Here is a 19,527-nt window from a genome sequence, read left to right on the forward strand (position 1 = left end):
CGTGGCGTTGTGTGTGGCTTCGTTCATAAGAAAGCCCCTCACGGGGAGGGGCTTTGCGTCAGCAGCAACAGCTGGTGTTGGGGTGGAGCCGGTCGTAGGCTTCGCGGGCGCGGAGGTATTCGACCTCGCTCATCGGGTTTTCGCCGGGGTGTTCGGCGGCGAAGTGCTCAAGGTAATGGCCGTACCTCGCCTCGCCGCTGATCTCCCGCAGATACCAGACGATGCCTCGCCATGCGTGCGCGAGTCGTTCCGCGATATCCCCCGGCATCACGCGGCCGCCTGCTCGCTTTGGGCGAGTTCATGCAGTTTGGCGCTGTATTCGCGCTGCACCTTCTTTTCCAGCGAGGTGGCGATCAGGCCGGAGGGAGCGAACCACTGGGATTCCACGAACGGTTCCTCGGAAGTGGTCTCGGCGCCGAATTTGCCGGCGGCGAACGTACGGGCCACGCATACCACGCCCACGATCACGAAGATGCCCATCATGACCAGGAAGAACACGGAGAGCACGCCGTCGAGGTAGGCGTTGTTGAGCGCGGCCTGCGCGTTGGTCAGGGCCTCGCCGCTCAGTTCTCCGGACGCGATCTGCGCCTGGTACTTGGAGGCGACGGTGAAGTAGCTCAGCGGTCCGAAGATCTTCTGGAAGTCGGCGGTGAAGGTCACGGCGATGTCCCACACGAGCGGCAGCACCGGAATCCACAGGTACTTCTTGTATCCCAGCTTGGCCACGCATACGGTCACGAGCACGAAGCAGGCAGCGGCGAGCAGCTGGTTGGAGATGCCGAAGATCGGCACCATGGCGTTGATGCCGCCGTTCGCGTCGGACACGCCCATCCACAGCAGTCCGCCCCACAAGGCTGTGGCGATCATCGTGGTGATGATGTTGCCGGGCTTCCACGTGGGGTCGGCGAACTTCCTCAGCTTGCGCACGTTGCCGAGCATTTCGCCGATCTGGTAGCGGGCCACGCGGGTACCGTTGTCCACGGTGGTGAGGATGAACAGGGCCTCGAACATGATGGCGAAGTGGTACCAGAACGCCATCGAATCATGGCCGCCCAGGTAGGACTTGAGGAAGTTGGCCATGCCCATGGCGAATGTGGTGGCGCCACCGGTACGGGAGACGATGGTCTTCTCGCCGATGTCCGAGGCGGCCTTTTCCAGCGCTTCGGCGCCTTCGTAGGTCTTGGCGTCGCCGTTTTCGTCCACGGAATCCCAGGTGACCTTCATCTGGTTGCCCTCGATGTCGCTCACGGTCATCGAATCGACGGCCTTGACGGCGGCCTCGGCCTGTTCGCTCGGCGTGGAGGTGGCGGTCACGCTCACGCCGGATGCGGCGGAGATCTGCGCGGCGGACATGTTGGTGGAGAAGTAGACGCCCTGCGAGATGGTGATCGCGGCGATCAGGGCGATGATGGCGGTGAACGATTCGACGAGCATCGAGCCGTAGCCGATCATGCGGATCTGGTTCTCCTTCTCGACGGCCTTCGGGGTCAGGCCGGAACTCACCGCGCCGTGGAAGCCGGAGAGGGCGCCGCAGGCGATGGTGATGAACAGGAACGGGAACAGGTTGCCGGAGAAGGTCGGGCCGGTGGATCCGGAGGCGAGTTCGGTCAGCCCCGGCACCTTGACGGACGGGTTGGCGATGATGATGCCGACCACGAGCAGCACAAGCGTGCCGATCTTCATCAGGGTGGACAGGTAGTCGCGCGGGGTCACGAGCAGCCAGTGCGGTAGCGCGGCGGCGGCGAACGAGTAGATGACCAGGGCGATGACGAGCTGCTGGGCGGTCAGCGTGAACACCTCGGCCACGGCCGGGATGGAGGCGATCCAGCCGCCGGCCACGATGTCCAGTACGAGCAGCACGAAGCCGAGCAGCGTGGTCTCGATCACGCGGCCGGGGCGCAGGAAGCGCTGGTAGCAGCCCATGATGAGGGCGATCGGGATGGTCATGCCGATGGAGAACACGGCCCACGGGGAGGCAGCCATGGCCTTGATGGCCACGAGCGCCAGGAACGCCATGGCGATGGCGGTCATGACCACCAGGAACACGGATAGGATCATGCCGCCGAACTTGCCCATCTCGTCGGAGGCCATCTGGCCGAGCGAACGGCCGCGGCGCTTGGCGGAGATCCATAGGACGAGCATGTCCTGCACGGCGCCGGCGAAGATCACGCCGAGGATGATCCACAGGGTGGAGGGCAGGTAGCCCATCTGGGCGGCCAGGATCGGGCCGACGAGCGGGCCGGCGCCGGAGATACCGGCGAAGTGCTGGCCGAAGAGCACTCGGCGGTCGGTGCGTTCGAAGTTCGCGCCGTCATGCACGCGCTCGGCCGGGGTGGCGTTCGCGTCGTCGGTGCGCATGATCTTGATCTGGATGTAGTACGCATAGAAACGATAGGCGATGGCGTACGAGCTCAACGCCACCACCAGGAACCAGATGGCGGAGATCTGTTCGCCGCGCGAGACGGCCAGGATGGCCCAGCCGCAGGCGCATACGATGGCGACGGCGGCCCACAGCAGCGCCTTCTGCCAGGTCCATACCATCTTCGGGCGCACGCCCACGGGCAGGCCCTTCGAATTGCGGATCACGCGCGCGGCTTCCGCGGGCGTGTAGTCGTCCTTGAATTCCAACTTGCCCGGTGCCGGAACCTGGGCTGTCGCTTCGGTCATGATGACCCCTCGTATTTCTTCCCGTCATGCCGGATAGCAAACGGCATACGGGCTCTCTTCTTTGAAATTGCTCTTCTTTGCGGCCCTGTGCGGGGATTGCGTCGCTGCTTGTGGCATTGTTTGGCAACAGTAGCGGGGGTATAGGCCTGTCTTATATTTCGTTCCAGCATGTGGTCTTTTCACCGGTTTTCGCGCGTTCCCCATGAACCGACACCGCGGAACCACACCCCCGATATGCGCGTTCCCCCGAACTTTCACGTCATTTGTGAGAGAATGGACATAGTGTCAACATACCGGCAGCAGGAGGTGTTGCGATGGTCGTGAATACGGACAAGGGCCGCGATCTGCCCGATTGGGTGCGTTACGGCGTGTTCTGGCATGTGTATCCGCTGGGGTTCTGCGGCGCGGACATCCGCCCGTCGGGCCCGCGCGAATTCCACGACCGCGGCTTGGATTCGATGGTCGACTGGCTGGGTTACGCGCGCGATCTGGGTGCGTCCGGCCTGCTTTTGGGACCGATCTTCGAGTCGCGCACGCACGGTTACGACACGCTCGACCATATGCGCGTGGACGTGCGGCTGGGCGGCGATGCGGCGTTCGACCGGCTCGCCGAATCCTGCAGGGACATGGGCCTTCAACTGATCCTGGATGGCGTGTTCAACCATGTGAGCCGTTCGCATCCGGCCGTGCAGGCGGCCCTGGACGAGGCGTCCGGCGCCCTCGACCCGCACGGCAATCCATGGCACGGACTGGTCAAGGCCCATCTGGACAGTGACGGCAATCCCGCGCTGGACGTGTTCGAGGGGCATGGCGACCTAGTCGATCTCGACCATGACTCCCCCGAAACCGTGGAATACGTGACCCGCGTGATGAACCATTGGCTCGACCGAGGTGCGGCCGGTTGGCGTCTGGACGCGGCGTACGCCGTGCCGCCCGCGTTCTGGGCCCGCGTGCTGCCACAGGTCAAGGCCGAGCACCCGTATTCGTGGATCTTCGGCGAGGTGATCCACGGCGATTACCCGCGCATCGTCGAGGAATCGACGATGGATTCGGTCACGCAGTACGAATTGTGGAAATCCGTCCAGCATGCGCTGGAGACGGAGAACTTCTTCGAGCTCGACTGGAACCTCAAGCGGCACAACGCCTTCCTGGATTCCTTCGTACCGCAGACATTCATCGGCAACCATGACGTCACGCGCATCGCCTCGCAGATCGGCGCGCCGAAGGCCGCGCTGGCGCTGGCAGTGCTGATGACGGTTGGCGGCGTGCCGAGCATCTACTACGGCGACGAGCAGGGGTATGTGGGCGTCAAGCAGGAGCGGTTCGGAGGCGACGACGACGTGCGTCCGAAGTTCCCCGACTCCCCCGACCAGCTGTCCCGGCTCGGTGAGCCCGTCTACCGGATGCATCAGGCGCTCATCGCCCTGCGCCGGCGCAACCCGTGGCTGCTGGACGCGCGCACCGAGGCCATCACGCTGGAAAACAAGCGGTTCGCATACCGGTCGGTGAGCGCGGACGGACAGCACTCGCTGACCGTCTCGCTGAGCGTGGAGGGCTCCCCCACGTTCACCATCACCGGCCCCGACGGCACGGTGCTGTATCACTACTGATTCGGTCGTATGAGTGTCCGGCTCCCCTCAGCCGTCTTCGACGGCAGCTCCCCTCATAGAGGGGAGCCAAAAGTAAGCTCCGGCACACCACAATTGGCGAGGCTCTTATTTCTCGGCTCCCCTTGTCAGGGGAGCCGCCGGCGAAGCCGACTGAGGGGTAGTTCCATCGGAGCCGCGCCAATCTTGGCGTACCAGAGCCAAAAAGCTATGCCGTTCTACCTCCGACCGTTGCGGGTGCCGCCCATGCGGAAGGGCGCGCGATGCGTCTTGCCGTGCTTGGAATGGCGGCGCTGCGGTCCTTCCGTATTGCCGTACTTGGCCATCATGCGACGCTCGTGACGCTTCGCGGCCTCGCCGCGCTCGTCGACGATGATGCGGTTCTCGTCCTTGCGATGGATGCGCTTGCCGCCGCCTTCGCCGTTGCGTCGCTTGCCCGGCCGCCCGGTTTCGCCACGCTCGATGTCGCGACGGTTCTCGCCATGGCGCCGGCCGTCGCGCTGACGCTCGTCTTCGCTGCGATCCTTCCTGCGCTTGCCGGTCACGTCCGGTCGGCCCCCGCGACGCTCCTCGGGATGTTCGAACAGATAATCGCGGCGTTCGGCCTGCGGATCGCTCAGGTGCGCCCGACGTTCGGCGCGGTTCCTGTTCGACTGCGTCTTGCGGGCGCCCCTATCGTCACGCTCATCGCGAGCGGAGTGCTCGTTATGGCCGTTACGGCGTGAGTCACGGTACTCGCCGTTCTTGTCGAAATCAACGGACTCGCCTTCGACCTGCGCAAGATTCGCTTGGGCGGCACGCTCGGCACGTTCGGCCGCACGACGGCGCCTGCGCTCCTTCTTGCGGGCCTTGTCCTCCTGCTCGGCGCGGCGGGCACGCTCGGCCTGCTCGGCGGCATCGACCTTGTTCTTCTGCTTGCCCTTGCCTGCACCGGACTGGCTCTGCTTCGCTCCCCCGCCACGGCGCTGACCGCCCACGGGCTGCGACTGGTCCAGGTTCCATCCGTACACGGCAGGCGCGGTCTCGCCCACGAGTTCGGTCACTTCGGGCAAATCGTGCGTCACGGCCATCGGCTTGACCTTGATGCCGGCGAATTTCAGCGTGCGGCGTGCATCGCGGCGCTGCTCGGGCAGCACCAGAGTCACCACGTCGCCGGTACGGCCCGCGCGAGCGGTACGGCCGGAGCGGTGCACGAACGACTTCGGGTCGTCCGGCGGCTCGACCTGCACCACGAGGTCCACGCCGGACACGTCGATGCCGCGCGCGGCCACGTCGGTGGCCACCAGGACATGCACGTCGCCGGATTCGAAGGCGGCCAGGTTACGGTCGCGCTGGTTCTGGTTGAGGTTGCCGTGCAGTTCGGCTGCGGGGATGCCGCTCTGCGTCAGGCTCTTGGCCAGCTTCTTGGCCTGGAACTTGGTGCGCGTGAACAGGATGCGCTGTTCGGTGCCGGAGGCGAGCGCACGCACGATCGCCGGCTTTTCGGCCCTCGTGACCTCGAACACGTGGTGGGTCATGAGATCGGAGTCCGCGCTGGGCTCGTCCACGCTGTGCACCTTGGGGTCGTGCAGGAAGAGGTTCACCACCTCGTCCACGCCGTGGTCGAGTGTGGCGGAGAACAGCATGTGCTGGGCGTCGGGGCGGATCTGTTCGAGCAGTCGCTTGACGGGCGGCAGGAAGCCCATGTCCGCCATCTCGTCGGCCTCGTCGATCACCACGACTTCGACGCTGGAGAGCGTGAGCGCCTTCTGGTGCAGCAGGTCCTCCAGTCGGCCCGGGCAGGCCACCAGGATGTCCGCGCCGGCGTTGAGGTCGCGGATCTGGCGGGTGTATTTGACGCCGCCGTAGATGGTGGTGGTGGTCATGCCGTACATGCGGGCCAGCGGCAGGAGCACGTCGTTGATCTGGTTGGCGAGCTCGCGCGTGGGGGCCAGCACCAGACCGCGCGGGTGCGGCAGGAAATCGTCGGACTGGCGTTCCTCGAGACGTGCCTGCTTGCGACGCTTCATCTCGCGGCGGAACTCGCTCATGGCGATCTCGCCGAGCGAATCATAGGAGCCGAGTCGCGCGACCAGCGGGATGGAGAAGGCGAGCGTCTTGCCGGAGCCGGTGCGGCCGCGGCCGAGCACGTCGCGGCCGGCGAGCGAATCGGGCAGGGTGTCGGACTGGATGGGGAATGCGGTCTTCTTGCCGTCGGCGGCGAGCACGCGCACAAGCGGGCCGGGCACGCCAAGTTCGCCGAAGGTGGGGGCGGTGTCCTCGCCGCCGTTCATATCATCAGTATCCGCGTCCGAGTCGGCATACGTGCCGGTAATGGGCATCATCGGGCTGCGGGAATCATCAACATCGTTATGGGGCACAGTGGCCTTTCATGGTACAGGTACGCATAATGATCGCGTAAGAAATGCAAACCACCCGAGCCTAGCCCAAGCCCCCTACTTTGCGGGATCGCGCCCCAAAGACACAGGCTCCGTTAAACCAAGATTGATATGAATTCATGTCTGACTACACTTCAGTCGGCTCTGCCGACAGCTCCCCTAACAAGGGGAGCCGAGAATGAAGGCCCATGTCAATCTTGGTTTTATGGAGTCAAAACAAAGCCCACGGTGCGGACCGGAACCACACCGTGGGCTTACTTCTCGGGGGTATTGTGATGTGCCCCGTACGGACTGAGTGATTACAGGATGTCCGGATCGTTCTTCTCGATGGTGCCGGTGGCCTTGCCGATGGCCTTGAGGCCGTGGTAGGCAACCAGGATCACGATGGTGCCGATGGCGATGCCGTTGAACGAGATGCCGGAGACGGTGAACGCGAACTGGCCGATGGCGATGATCATCGTGATGGCGGCGACCATGATGTTGAGTGGCTTGTCGAAGTTGACCTTGTTCTCCACCCAGATGCGGATGCCGATCATGCCGATCATGCCGTAGAGCAGGGTGGTCACGCCGCCGAGCACGCCGGCGGGAATCGTGTTGATGACGGCGCCGAACTTCGGGCACAGCGAGAGGATGAGCGCGAACGCGGCGGCGCACCAGTAGGCGGCGGTGGAGTACACCTTGGTGGCGGCCATCACGCCGATGTTCTCACCGTAGGTGGTGGTGCCGGAACCGCCGCCGAGACCGGCGAGCGTGGTGCCCAGGCCGTCGGCCATGAGGGCGGTGCCGATCTGATTGTCGTAGTCACGGCCGGTCATCTGCGCCACGGACTTGACGTGGCCCACGTTCTCGGCCACGAGCACGAGCACCACGGGGATGAACATGGGCAGGATGGAGAAGTCGGCCTGCGGCAGATGGAACTTCGGGAAGCCGATCCAGCCGGCGTCCGCGATGGCGGAGAAGTCGACCTGGCCGCGGATGCAGGCGTAGATGTAGCCGATGAGCACGCCGATGAGGATGTTGAGTCGGCCGATGAGGCCCTTGAACAGCACGGCCACGAGCAGCACGGCCAGCAGGGTCACCACGGCGGTGTCCGGCGCGGCCTGGAAGTTGGTCCACACGGAGGGGGCCAGGTTGAAGCCGATGATGGCCACGATGGCGCCGTTGACGACCGGCGGCATGATGATGTCGATCCACTTGGCGCCCGCGTAATGCACGAGCACGCCCACGAGGGCCAGCAGAATACCGGTGATCATGATGCCGAAGCTGGCCACGGCGATGCCCTTGTTCGCCGTGGTGACGGCGGTGATCGGCGCGATGAAGCCGAAGGACGAGCCGAGGTAGCTCGGCAGCACGTTCCTGTTGATGAGCAGGAACAGCGCGGTGGACATGGCCGTGAAGAACAGCGTGGTGGACGGGTCGAAGCCCGTGAGGATCGGCACCAGGAAGGTGGCGCCGAACATGGCGATCACGTGCTGGGCGCCGATACCCGCCGTGCGCACCCAGGTCAGTCGCTCGTCGGGCTCGACCACCTCGCCCGGGTGCAGCGTCTTGCCGTCGCCGTGCAACTGCCATTGGAATATGTTGGACATTACTTCTCTCCTCGCTCTTGGCTTGGGGGCGCGGCCATACCGCCGGCCGCACGCTGTCCGCCATTCTAGCCTGTTCACGGCTCCTGCACATTTCATCCCGACGAGTCGACGAGTCGGCTGCGTGCCGGTGCGGCAGATAAGAAAAAGACTGTATGTTCGCGCGCCTACGAACCTCGCGCGAACATACAGTCTTTAGGAGCGTCATAACGGACTGTATGTTCGCGGCCTCATCGTTGGAACGCGAACATACAGTCCCCGCCAAGGCAGACTCGTCCTCATCGTCCCATTCCGTTACCGGATGCGGACGCGGGACGCCGTCCGACCGCCCGCTACTTGCCGTAGTACTCCAGCAGGTGCGGGTCCACGGTGCGCACTACGTCCACCAGGTCGCCGTTGGACAGGTACGGGCGCTTGAATTCGCGCCACGGCTCCACCTTGACCTCCCAGCGACCGGTCTCCTCGTCCAGCACGGGACGGGCGGTCTGCTCCCAGCGCACGCGCTTGGAGGTGCGGCCGGTCTCCGGGTCGCGGCGCGTGTAATGCAGGCAGGTGCAGTTGGTGATCTTCCAGTCGTCCGAGTCGGCGCGGTGCAGGAACTCCTCGTCGGAAAGGTCCTCGATGGTCAGCATGAGGGCCAGCATGAAGTCGCCGTGCGTGACCATCACCACGGATTCGGCGTCGGACTTGCGGCTCAGGGAGGTCAGCACGTTGTGCACGCGGTCCTCGGCCACGTCCGCGATCGACTCGCCCGCCGGCGGACGCCAGTAGAGCGGGTCCGTGTTCTTGAACATCCAGTTGCGGGCGTAGTTGTTCTTGAATTCGGCCTTGGTGATGGTGTTGATCTCGCCCCAGGAGCGTTCGCGGATCACGCGGTTCTCCTCCCATTTGGCCTTGGGCAGGGCCATGGTGGCGGCCGTCTCGCGCGTGCGCACGTAGGGCGAGACCATGTACCGGTCGAACAGCTGCTGCTGGCTCACGATCCAGCGGCCGATGCAGTCGGCCTGCTTGCGGCCGGTGGCGGTGAGTCGCCAGGAGCGGTCGGGCACGGTCACGTTGTCCTGCGTGTACAGGGATTCGTCGCCCTGCTCGCCCGCCTGGACGATCACGTTCGCCTCGGACTCGCCATGCCGGATCACATACAAATCGAGCGGCATGCTCATGGTGGTTCCTCGTTTCTCTATAACAATTACGATAATTTCCAATGCCACGGCGACGGATTCGCAAGGCCACGCGCCGTGCGGGCGCGGACCTGTTCCGTACGTCGCCGATTGCCGTCGGCAGGTCTGCCCGCGTGCGAATCCGCCGGAAGCCAATGACCTCCACCCTATCCGAAACGCGCGGGCGTCGCATGCTTCCGCCCGTAGCCGAACCGAAGAATTCACCGGCCGTTCAGCCTTGGCTCGGCCTCCGGACCGTTCGGCTTGCCGAAGGCGAAACCGGAACGCACTACGATGGGGAGTCATGGGGAATAACTCAAATATCGACCGTTCGTGGCTGACCTCCGCCAAGGAGAGCATCGGCCAGTGGTCGTACATCATGTTGAAGGATGCGGATAACAACGATATCGATTGGGATTGGGTGCGTGCGCTCGATCTCGAACATGGCATCGGCGTGGCGGGCCCCGCGGATTTGGAGCCGGGCGCCGATTCGAGCGTGCACGACCTGTTGAAGGCGGATCTGGAGATCCGCGACAGGCTTGAGGCGATCATCGCCAAGATGAGCATGGTGTTCATGCGTGATTTCGACCGTCACATCAAGACCTACGAACTGCCGCGCGCGCTGGCGTACGCGGACCGTCGTCTCAACGACCAGATCGCGCTGCTGCGCGACCGTGGCGTGGCCGAAGGGCTGTGGACCGTTGCGGACGAGGATCGGCAGCGTGTCACCGTGCCGGTGCTGACCGCCGCGCGTGACGGCGTGGTCGTGGACGACATCCAGGACCGTACCGCCGAGATCGTCAACGCGCGCGCCGAGCAGCGTAAGGCCGACCGTGCGGCCCGCGAGGAGGCCCGTCACCACCGTCAGATGGCGCTCATCAACGCCGACGAGGTGAAGTACGGCTCCGTGGAGGCCGGTCCCGACGAGTCCGCGCCGGCCGATTCCAGTTCGGACGCCGGCAGCCCGGATTATCTCATCGAGGGGCAGCCGGTCATCAACGACGACAATCCCGCGGTGCCGGGCGTGGAGCAGGTGGCCACGGACGAGACCGCCGTTGCCGAGCCCCGGTACGCGCAGTTCCGTCACGCGGCCGCCGAGCATACGGCCGAGCACATGGCCGCGGCTCCGAAGGAGTATTGGCGCGAGGTGTTCCTGCCCGGCCGCGACGTGGACAACGTCATGGGCATCGATCTGGAGACCAACGGCACCGAACCGTACCGTGCGTACATCATCGACGTGGGCTTCGAATACATGAACATGAAGTCGCCCCGTCCGGCGGACGCGCCGAGCGGCTACAGCTACGACAAGGACTATTACCAGGGCGGCGATGCCTACGACCAGCATCGTTTCTCGTTCGGCGTGACGCCCGAGGCGGCCCGGCACGGCAATGCGTTCATCATCCAGCTGACCGGCATCGATATCAGCCAACGCACGGGCGATGAGTACCCGCTGTTCGATGAGGATCCGGCCGCGCAGGCCGATCTGCTCAAGCGCCTGACCTCGCAGCCGTTCGTGGCGCATATGGCCACGTTCGAGCACAGCTTCTTCATGCTCAATGTGGCCGGCTACGCGGAGGCGTACCGCAACGGCCATGTGACCATCATCGATACGCTGCCGATGAGCCGTCTGTGGGATGAGGGGTCGATTCCCTGCGAGGGTCATCCGGACGGCGACAACACACTCGATGCCTATGCGAAGCGCCAGGGCGCGCTGCGCGAAGATGATGCGGAACGTCACCTTGGCCTGGAGGACACGCATATCATGCTGCTGGCCATGAAGCATCACCTGACGCAGCTCAAGGCCGAGGCGCGCGGACCGTGGGGTCCGGGCGGCAAGGCCGGTGTGGGCGGCAAGCGCATCATCAACCATCGCCGTCACTATCCACGCGAGCGTCGTACGCCGATCTACGACTGACCTTTTTGCAGGATTCCCTGTCCAATGGGGGCCGCCAGCAAATCAGCCAAGATCGATATGCCCCCTTACTCTCGGCTCCCCTTGTCAGGACATTGCCGTGAAGCAAACGGCAGGACCGTTTGTAGGCAATGTGCGAGGCGACAGCCGAGCCGATGGGCTGCGAACGGAGTTCGTCGTTGATTGCAGGACGAGCCGGCGGCGAAGCCGACTGAGGGGTAATCTCATCGGATTCACGCCAATCCCGGTTTTAGCAGAGCCTTTTGCTAGCCCTTGTGCGGCATATCCGTTTCGGTGTCGACGATGATGGTCACCGGCCCGTCGTTGACCAGGCCGACCCGCATGTGGGCGCCGAAACGGCCCTCCCTGACCGGCACTCCCCCGGACCGCAGCGCCTCGTTGAACTTGATCCACGTGATGTCCGCGTGTTCGGGCTTGCCGGCCTTGATGAAGCTGGGACGGTTGCCCTTGTGCACGTCGGCGTACAGCGTGAATTGGGAGATGGAAAGAATCTCGCCGCCGATATCCTGGATCGAGCGGTTCATCTTGCCCTGTTCGTCCTCAAAGACGCGCAGATTGAGCACCTTGTGCGCAAGCCAGGCGATCTCGGCATCACCGTCGGCATCCGAGACGCCGACCAGGATCATGTAGCCGGGACCGATCTGCTGCGGCTCGAACGTGGGGTCAAGGGTTCCCAGATCATTGACGACGTCCACGCTGGCGTGGGACACACGCTGAATCACAATTCGCATACGCCCGATTATGCCATCTCCAGAGAAGCAAGACATACCCGATTCCCGGCGAGCGCACCGGAAGCGACTGATACGCTTGAATCAGGTGGTTTTCGCAACGTCATCGTCGCCTCGTTTGCAGTAATCACAGGCGCTCACAGAGAGCAGGAATCATGGCATCGGAGCAGAGCGGCACATCCGCACCAACCAACACCGTCAATCATCGCGATGCTTCCGGCAACAGCACGGCCGGCTCCAAGAAGGAATGGTCATGGGCTCTCATCTGTGGGCTCTTCAGCCTGGTCGGCGCGATCATGCTGGTGACGATCGCCTTGCCATCCCTGATCCATGAGGTGCAGCTCCAAAGAGACTGCACCGAGCTGACGGACGGCATCGTAACGCAGCTCGTGTTGAATCCCGCCGATGAGTCCGATGACGATTCCTCGGATACATGGACGCCGGTGTTCCGGTACAGCGTCAATGGACAGGCGTATGAGCAGAAGGCCTCGGTAGCATCGTCTCCGCCGCGATACAAGGTCGGCCAGGCCGTCACGGTATTGTACGACCCGGCCGATCCGAGCCGTTATATCGTGAAGGGTGATAATGCCGCTTTCGTGCTGTGGTCCCTCTTAGTGATGATGTGCCTGGGATTCACCGCCGTATTGCCCGTGGCGCTGATGATTCATAAAGCCAATAATCCCGGCCGCCGTAAAGCATCCGGAACTCCGCCTGCGGGAAAACCAATCGGCCCAGAGCCCTTGTCCAAGCCTTCCCGGAAGGATGCAGGTCCGTCTTTCACACCCAGCGGCAAGGAACCAGATCAGCTACCGTACTGAAATAAAGGCGTTCAGTGCGATTGGGAGAGGCTGGCGGTGACCTGCTGTTCCACGCGATCGTAGGCGTGCGACAGGATCATGTTGCCGGGTACGGTGGTCAGCAGGAACGCCAGGATCGCCACGATGACCGAGGTGATGATGCCCTTGACGATCTTGGCCACAATCTTAAACGCCGCGTACGCCACGACCGCGCCCACGACGAGGGTGAGCGCCGTCTGCACGGAGGACGGCAGACCGCCGTACCATAGCGCTACTCGATCCAATGCGGACAAATCCAGGTTCGACAAATCGATATTATTCAGATCCACACCCGCGACGATACCGCCCCGGACCATCGGAATCGAGAATACATCACCCGCCATTCGCAGGATTTCTACACCCACCGTCACGGATCACACCCGACCATACATGCCCACCGCATCCGCATACCGCGTTCATGAATGGTTGCGTCAGCCGTTGCCGTGGTCGATTTCGACCCAGGTTTTGCCGTCATCGTCGAGATAGAGATAGTCGGTCATCGATTGTTCGCCGGCACTCAGCGATGCGTCGCTGCCGTCGCACGTGAAGTCGACGGTGGCGATGAAGATGCGGTCCCGGCCGTACCGTTTGTAGGCGTCGTAGATGGCCGAGGTGTAGGACGGCGATGCGGCTTTGGCCTGGTCCTCGAGGTCGAGCAGTCCGTCGGCACGGTGTTCGTCGTAGGAGATCCGCTCGATGGTGCAACCGGTGAATCCCGAGAACACTTCGGCGGTCTTGTGCCCGGCCGCCTTGAGCTGCGCGTCGGTGAACTTGCCGGATGCGGAGAACGAGTAGTCGATATGCGACGTATCGGCGGGACGGTCGGCGTACCGGTGAAGCCACAACCCGCCGGCAATGGCGGCCAGCGCGATGACGATGACCGCCAACGTGACGGCGCATGGCGTTCGGTTTCGATGCGGCATGGACGGACTCGCCGTCATCGGATCGTCGCGGACGCCGCCGTATCGTCCGCGTAGGTGCGCACGTACCGGTTGATCGGCGCGTAATCGGGGAACAGCATGGCGAGTTCACTCAGTTGGTCGTCGGTAAGCCGGCCATCCGTGGAACGTCGTTGCATGGCTGCCAGTTCGGTGATGATGCGGTCGTTATCGGCGCCGTTCTCGTAGATGTCGAAGAACGCGGCGATCTGCGGGTCGTCCTGCGCGCCGACGCCTTTGGACCAGGCTGCATAGCATTGCCAGGTCAACGGGGTCAGTGGCACGACGCAGTGATGCCTGCTGGCGGACAGGTCCGCGGTGCGGTTCAGCTGTTCCAATGCCGCGGACGGGTCGCGGAACGTGCACAGCAGCGGGTTCGCCTCGCCGTTGACCATGACGGTGCGCGTCCGGTCGACGGCGAACGCCGCATCCGCCGTGGTGTCGATGCCGCAATGATTGGTCCAACGGTCGGACGACGAGATGGCGGCATCGGCATATGCCGCGCGCACCTGCAACATGCGGCCCAGTGGGATCAGTGCCAGCAGCGCCGCGACCGCAATGACGATGGTCAGGATGCGTGTGGTCATGCGTGCGAGTCCGCCTGAGCCGATGCCCGGGTTATGCGATGCGCTTCCCATGATTCCCCGCCTTCCTGCGTCATATGCGCCGATGCCTTGATTATTCGGCATCCATGGCGCTGCCGCAATGCGCGATACAGGAAACCTGTATGGCGCGGCGCGCGGACGGCATTGGACGACTCATTTGACGTCGGCGTCGGGCAGGGAACTCCAGTCGAGGTCGCCGTCCTGTTCGACTAGGTAATAGACGGTCGCGTCGCTTGGCGCGGGCTTCATCTTGATCAGATCGCTTTTGTAGCCGTTCCATCGGGTATTGGTCGGTACAAACGGGTCGGGCGTCGTGTAGTCGTCGGCTGAGACCTCGGTCTTGTCATATTGGCTTGTGTCCCGCAGCAGGATGAACGGGCGGCTCGTATCCACGGCCTTCTGCTTCTTGGCCTTGGCCAGCGAATCGGCATCGAAGTAGCCGGAATCCTCCAACGCGGACAGGTCGGAGCCGACCGGGAAGTAGACCAGGAAGTCCTTCATTCTGTAGACGGAGCCCGTCGGCCCTTTGTAGTTGTCGGAACCGCCCGGCGGATCCAGGCTGCCATCCCCGTTCTCGATGGCGTTGTAGTACTTGCCGTCGATGCAGTATTCACCAACCGAACCGGCACCAAACACCTCATCCCCGCAGTTGGGCAGTCCCATGCCCGAATACAATTCGAACATGCCCCAGTCCTTGAGGAGCAGATGGTTCCTCATCGGCAGCTCGTTCTCGGGCACATTGTCCGCCGGCTCGACCATGGCACCGCTGACATCCTGGGAGAAATTGGTCAGTCCCAACGCATCCATCGGAGTGGAAAGGTCATGGCCCTTGATGTGCAGGAACGTGTTGTCCGAACCGGTGTCCCATGGGCCACTCGTCTGTTCAAGGGTGATGCAGTCCTTCGAGGTGTCCGTCACCGTGCTCTTGCAGTACATGCCGATCATCGGGACGGAGTCCATGCTGGCATACCGGACGCCGCCTCCCGTTTTGGTCAGCAGGGTCTCATTGCTGGACTGATCCACACCGTAGTAGAGCGTCACCGCATCGTCTTTGTCGGGTGTGGAACCGGGTCCCGGGTAGGAGCCGGAGATCTTGCCCACGTACTGCTTGGAAGAATAGTGCGGTTCCAGATCGACTGTATATCCCTGCGATTCCAGTAAATCCACGGCCTCGTTCCGATTCATGCCCATGATGTCCACGGGAATGCCGTCGCCTTTTGAGGCCACGCCGATGTAGATGCCGTCGTCCTTGTTCTCGTCCGGCAGGCCCTGGCCCGCGGCTGGATAGGTGACCGCCACCGAACCCTCCGGGGTCTTGGACGGATCCTTGACCGGCACCTTCTTGTAATGCACCGGCACGTTCATGCCCGCGAATGTATTCACCACGTCCGTTGCCTGTTTGCCGATCGTGTCCTTCGGCACGCCGGGGCCCGCCGACTCCTGTACCTTGACCGTGGTGCCGGCCTCCACGCGCTGGCCCTGGCTCATGCCGTCGTAGCCCAGGAACGTGCCGCGTTCCTCACCGGAGAATACCGGCACGGTCTCGGCGTTGAGTCCCTTGATCTTCAACGCCTCGGTGACGTCCTTGGCCTGCACCTTGGCGACCGACGTGCCGGTCCTTGCCGCCACTTGTTTGGCAATCGTCTCGGTGCTGGGCAGTGTCTTGCCACCCCACATCTCAAGCCGGTAAGTGGCAAACAGCGAAACCGCCGCCACGATCAGCACCACCAGCAATGCCGACAACGCGACGATGAGCTTGTTCGGACCGGGCTTGGCCTGCACCACTGTCGCCGTATTGTCCGGCAACGGTACCGGCCCGGGCACCGGATTGGGGATTGGCGTCAACGGCGTACCGCATTCCGTGCAGAACCGGCAACCCTGCGGCATCTGAGCATGACAATTCGGACAGATCATCGCGCTTCCCCTCTCCCCCGCGTCTCTGCCGGGTCTCTTCCCTCTTCAATCCAATTCAAGCACCAAAGCGCCAGACTATCCAGTCACACCGGTAAGCGCATCAGTAATCACATCAGTGTGACTCGCGTAGTGCCGCTCTCGATTGGTGTTCGTAGTGGTCCACGAGCGGAAGGAACAGCTCGTCGACCGTGGCGACGATGTCCACTTCGGACAGGGGCCGCATGTCGCGCAGGATGATCGCGCGTCCGAGCTCCCCCGGCATGCGCAGCAGCGACTCGGGCAGTTCGCAGGTGATGTCGCCGCGTGCCCGTGCGTTTTCGATGGCCATCATGATGCTGGGCTGGTCGCTCATCATCGTGCGTTCATACAGTTCGTGTGCGCTGACACCCAGCCAGTTGGCGTAGACGCCGAATTTGGCCAGCACCATCACCGCGTCGGACTGTTTGCGATTGAGTTGCAGAAGAATGGAGATGACGTCGCCTCTGAGCGTGCCGGTGCGCGGGCGTTCGATGGCGGCGCGGCCGCGATGCTGCCTCACGGCGGCGACGAACAGTTCCGTACGGTTCGGCCATCGGCGGTACAGCACCGGCTTGCTGGTATGCGCCCTGGCGGCCACGTTGTCGAAGGTGAACTCTTCGGCACTACATGCATACAACTGTTCCCACGCGGCCTCCAGAATAGCCATCTCCAAGGCCTTGCCCCGACGACGTGTCCGCTTCGGTTCGGTGTTCGCTTCCATGGGTTCATCTCCATACTGGCATGGCTGTTGTGCCGATAATTGTTTCACACCGCCTTTTACAAGATACCATGGCGTTTCTTATTTATGGATATCTATAATCATGTGCGGCTTATAAGAAACTTGTCAGTATCTTAAAGGAATCGGATGATGGATGATACGAGAGGAAAGAATCCGAATCTGAACCGCTCCCTGATCTGCTTATGCGCGGCCGAGCTGGTGATGATGATCAACACCACCGCATTCAACGTGGCTCTGCCGAATATCGCCGAATCGTTCGGAGCGGGCATGGCGGAGCAACAGTGGGTCGTCTCCAGTTACAATCTCGTGTTCGCGGCCGTGGTGCTGTTGGCCGGATTCCTGGGCGACAGGCTCGGCCACCTGAAGACCATGATCGTCGGATTGGGCATGTTCGTCGTCGCATCCGCAATCGGCCTTATGGCAGGAAACGTGCCGATGCTGCTCGTGTCGCGGTCGATTATGGGCGCCGGTGCCGGCGTGGTCATCCCGATGGGGCAGGCGCTGCTCGGCATCCTGTTCCGCGGCTCCGAGCTGTCCCACGCCATGACCGCATGGGCGATAGCCGGCACCTTGGGCGTGCCGTTCGGCCCGCTCGTCGGAGGAACGCTCACGGCGACGTTGGGATGGCGTGGCATCTTCGGTTTCGACGGCGTGGTGTTCCTCGCCGTGATCGTGCTCATCCGGATGAACGTTCCGCCGGCGAGCGCATCGCGCAGATCCCGGTCGTTGCAGGTGCCGTGGATGTCGGTGGCGATGATGTTTGCCGGATTCACCTTGTTCTCGGCCGGTCTGGTCAATGCCCAGCATGGTGTTCTGGCCGCGAGCGCCTGGATTCCGATGGCGGTCGGCGCCGTGCTGATAGCGGGATTCGTGTTGCATGATCGCGTGTCCCGCAATCCGCTGATGGAACTCAGGCTCATGAAGGACCCGTCGTTCGCCGCCTGCGCACCGGCGTTGATGATGCTGAACTTCTCGATGTACGGCATCATCTTCATCATGCCGGCCTATTTGGAGACGGTGCTACGCCACGGCGCACTGGTGGGAGGAATGCTGCTGATGCCGCTGGTCATCGCATCCATCGTGGGAGCGCGGATGAACGACTGGATCGTCTCCCGAATCGGTTCGCGCGGCACGAGCCTGCTGGCCTTGGGATGTCTGGCCGCAGGCATGCTGACGATCGGCGCCGCCATGTGGTGGCCCAGCGGAATGATGGAGCAATCGACGGTGATGATCGGGCAGCTTATGGCCGGCCTTGGACTGGGTGCCGGCCAGCCGGCGATGCTGACCTGGGCCATGGGCCGGGTGCCGATCGAGCAGTCCGGCGCCGGTTCCAGTCTGCTGACCGTGTTCCGTCAATTCGGATCCATCATCGGTGTGGGAATCTTCGGCAGCATACAGAGCGGACTGTATATGGCGGAATTCCGCAATCTCGTGCAGCCCGGCGGACTGCACTTGCAATCCGCCGGTTCCGTGACATTGGACTTCCAGCAGGCGGCCGGATTCGCAGGCCCGGCAGGCGACATGATACGGCAAACTGCTTCCCGCGCCTACGAATCCGCGATGATCGGCAGCTTCGCCGCGGCAGCCACAATCATCGTCATCACTCTCGGAATTGTCGCACTCATATCCCGTAAGACGTCACGATGAGGATGCCGCCACAATGCGACCAGCCACCCACCCGTCGTTTTGTCAGGCTATGGCCCAGGACGAATTGGCCCGATCGGAGCCGTTGATCGGACGAAGCACACGGCAAGGATTGCCGACGGCGACCACGTTCGCGGGAATGTCGCGCGTGACGACCGAACCGGCTCCGATCACCGTGCCATCGCCGATGGTCACGCCGGGCAGCACGATGACGCCTCCTCCCAGCCAGCAGCCACGCCCGATACGAATCGGCTTGGCGTACGTGTTCCACCGGTAGTGCGCGTCGCCCGGCTTCCAGCCGTCGACGAGACGGTCAGCGAGCTCGACCGGATGCGTTGCCGTGTACAGCTGTACGTTCGAAGCGATGAGCGTGTCCGATCCGATGTCGATCGTGTTGCAGTCGACGAACGTGCAGTTCATGTTGACGGACACGTTCTCGCCAATGCGGATGTTGCGCCCGTAGTCGCAGATGAACGGCAGTCCGACGGACACGTTCTCACCGACTGACCCGAACAATGATTCGAGGATCTCCCGTTTGCGCGTCTTCGCGTCGTACGGCAGACGGTTGTATTCGGCGAGCAGCCGACGTGCGGTGTTTTTGTATTCGAGAAAAATCGGATCGTGGCAATCGTAGATTTCCCCCGCCATGCACTTGTCCAGCTCGTTCATATCAGTCATACCGTTCTTCTCCATTGACTATGGCCTGTGAGCCAACACAAACCATACTATCGGCGACGATCCGTTCAGGTCGGAATTCCCGCCGTCTGTGACACG

16 protein-coding genes are annotated in these 19,527 nt (G+C 63.0%); 4 read left to right on the forward strand and 12 right to left on the reverse strand.

Features of this window, described 5'->3' with window-relative positions; all coding sequences use genetic code 11:
• Nucleotides 1-58: 58 nt before the first annotated feature.
• Together DF196_RS04270 and DF196_RS04275 are read right to left on the reverse strand one after the other, a co-directional pair.
• Entirely contained in the window at nucleotides 59-268 is a 210-nt protein-coding gene (locus tag DF196_RS04270) for a CstA-like transporter-associated (seleno)protein (protein WP_109056652.1), read from the reverse strand.
• Entirely contained in the window at nucleotides 268-2,667 is a 2,400-nt protein-coding gene (locus DF196_RS04275) for a carbon starvation CstA family protein (protein ID WP_109056653.1), read from the reverse strand. Before DF196_RS04275 ends, DF196_RS04270 begins: the two co-directional genes overlap by 1 nt.
• Nucleotides 2,668-2,981: 314 nt before the next feature.
• Here DF196_RS04275 and DF196_RS04280 point away from each other — a divergent pair, with 314 nt between their 5' ends.
• A complete protein-coding gene (locus DF196_RS04280; RefSeq protein WP_109056654.1) occupies nucleotides 2,982-4,277 on the forward strand; it encodes an alpha-amylase family protein in 1,296 nt (431 codons plus the stop codon).
• 215 nt (nucleotides 4,278-4,492) lie between these two features.
• On the opposite strand, the gene DF196_RS04285 is transcribed toward DF196_RS04280, so the two are convergent.
• The 3 genes from DF196_RS04285 to DF196_RS04295 all read right to left on the reverse strand — a co-directional run bounded on the left by DF196_RS04285 (nucleotide 4,493) and on the right by DF196_RS04295 (nucleotide 9,401).
• Nucleotides 4,493-6,595, reverse strand: a complete 2,103-nt coding sequence (locus DF196_RS04285; RefSeq protein ID WP_421728444.1) for a DEAD/DEAH box helicase — start codon at nucleotides 6,593-6,595, stop codon at nucleotides 4,493-4,495.
• Between the two features lie 356 nt (nucleotides 6,596-6,951).
• Nucleotides 6,952-8,241 carry a uracil-xanthine permease family protein gene (locus DF196_RS04290; RefSeq protein WP_109056655.1) on the reverse strand — a complete coding sequence of 430 codons (1,290 nt, stop codon included), beginning with the start codon at nucleotides 8,239-8,241 and terminating at the stop codon, nucleotides 6,952-6,954.
• 329 nt (nucleotides 8,242-8,570) lie between these two features.
• Nucleotides 8,571-9,401: a histidine phosphatase family protein gene (locus DF196_RS04295; protein ID WP_109056656.1), complete on the reverse strand. Its 831-nt coding sequence runs from the start codon at nucleotides 9,399-9,401 to the stop codon at nucleotides 8,571-8,573.
• Nucleotides 9,402-9,702: 301 nt separating this feature from the next.
• Between DF196_RS04295 and DF196_RS04300 the strand changes: the two genes are divergently transcribed.
• Nucleotides 9,703-11,313 (forward strand): 3'-5' exonuclease family protein, encoded by a 1,611-nt coding sequence (locus tag DF196_RS04300; protein ID WP_109056657.1) that lies wholly within the window; start codon nucleotides 9,703-9,705, stop codon nucleotides 11,311-11,313.
• Nucleotides 11,314-11,576: 263 nt separating this feature from the next.
• Here the strand turns inward: DF196_RS04300 and dtd are convergent, their stop codons facing one another.
• Nucleotides 11,577-12,062 (reverse strand): D-aminoacyl-tRNA deacylase, encoded by a 486-nt coding sequence (gene dtd / locus DF196_RS04305; RefSeq protein WP_109056658.1) that lies wholly within the window; start codon nucleotides 12,060-12,062, stop codon nucleotides 11,577-11,579.
• A gap of 152 nt (nucleotides 12,063-12,214) precedes the next feature.
• Between dtd and DF196_RS04310 the strand changes: the two genes are divergently transcribed.
• Nucleotides 12,215-12,877: a DUF3592 domain-containing protein gene (locus tag DF196_RS04310; RefSeq protein WP_109056659.1), complete on the forward strand. Its 663-nt coding sequence runs from the start codon at nucleotides 12,215-12,217 to the stop codon at nucleotides 12,875-12,877.
• An 11-nt stretch (nucleotides 12,878-12,888) separates the two neighbouring features.
• Here the strand turns inward: DF196_RS04310 and DF196_RS04315 are convergent, their stop codons facing one another.
• The 5 genes from DF196_RS04315 to DF196_RS04335 all read right to left on the reverse strand — a co-directional run bounded on the left by DF196_RS04315 (nucleotide 12,889) and on the right by DF196_RS04335 (nucleotide 17,091).
• On the reverse strand, nucleotides 12,889-13,239 hold the full coding sequence (locus tag DF196_RS04315) for a hypothetical protein (protein ID WP_109056660.1): 351 nt from the start codon (nucleotides 13,237-13,239) through the stop codon (nucleotides 12,889-12,891).
• Nucleotides 13,240-13,326: 87 nt separating this feature from the next.
• Complete coding sequence (locus DF196_RS04320; protein ID WP_158276262.1) at nucleotides 13,327-13,836, reverse strand: hypothetical protein; 510 nt, start codon at nucleotides 13,834-13,836, stop codon at nucleotides 13,327-13,329.
• Nucleotides 13,833-14,471 carry a hypothetical protein gene (locus tag DF196_RS04325; RefSeq protein WP_109056662.1) on the reverse strand — a complete coding sequence of 213 codons (639 nt, stop codon included), beginning with the start codon at nucleotides 14,469-14,471 and terminating at the stop codon, nucleotides 13,833-13,835. The genes DF196_RS04320 and DF196_RS04325 overlap by 4 nt, the downstream gene beginning before the upstream one ends.
• Before the next feature lie 120 nt (nucleotides 14,472-14,591).
• The gene (locus DF196_RS04330; protein WP_241519581.1) at nucleotides 14,592-16,325 is read right to left on the reverse strand and encodes a PASTA domain-containing protein; all 1,734 of its coding nucleotides are present in this window, start codon (nucleotides 16,323-16,325) and stop codon (nucleotides 14,592-14,594) included.
• A gap of 139 nt (nucleotides 16,326-16,464) precedes the next feature.
• A complete protein-coding gene (locus DF196_RS04335; protein WP_109056664.1) occupies nucleotides 16,465-17,091 on the reverse strand; it encodes a helix-turn-helix domain-containing protein in 627 nt (208 codons plus the stop codon).
• 144 nt (nucleotides 17,092-17,235) lie between these two features.
• Between DF196_RS04335 and DF196_RS04340 the strand changes: the two genes are divergently transcribed.
• The gene (locus DF196_RS04340) at nucleotides 17,236-18,756 is read left to right on the forward strand and encodes an MFS transporter (protein WP_109056665.1); all 1,521 of its coding nucleotides are present in this window, start codon (nucleotides 17,236-17,238) and stop codon (nucleotides 18,754-18,756) included.
• Nucleotides 18,757-18,798: 42 nt separating this feature from the next.
• Here DF196_RS04340 and DF196_RS14040 read toward each other — a convergent pair whose 3' ends face one another.
• A complete protein-coding gene (locus DF196_RS14040; RefSeq protein ID WP_206603779.1) occupies nucleotides 18,799-19,431 on the reverse strand; it encodes a sugar O-acetyltransferase in 633 nt (210 codons plus the stop codon).
• Nucleotides 19,432-19,527 lie beyond the last annotated feature (96 nt).

This window comes from Bifidobacterium callitrichidarum (assembly GCF_003129905.1).
In the GTDB taxonomy this organism is placed as follows: domain Bacteria; phylum Actinomycetota; class Actinomycetes; order Actinomycetales; family Bifidobacteriaceae; genus Bifidobacterium; species Bifidobacterium callitrichidarum.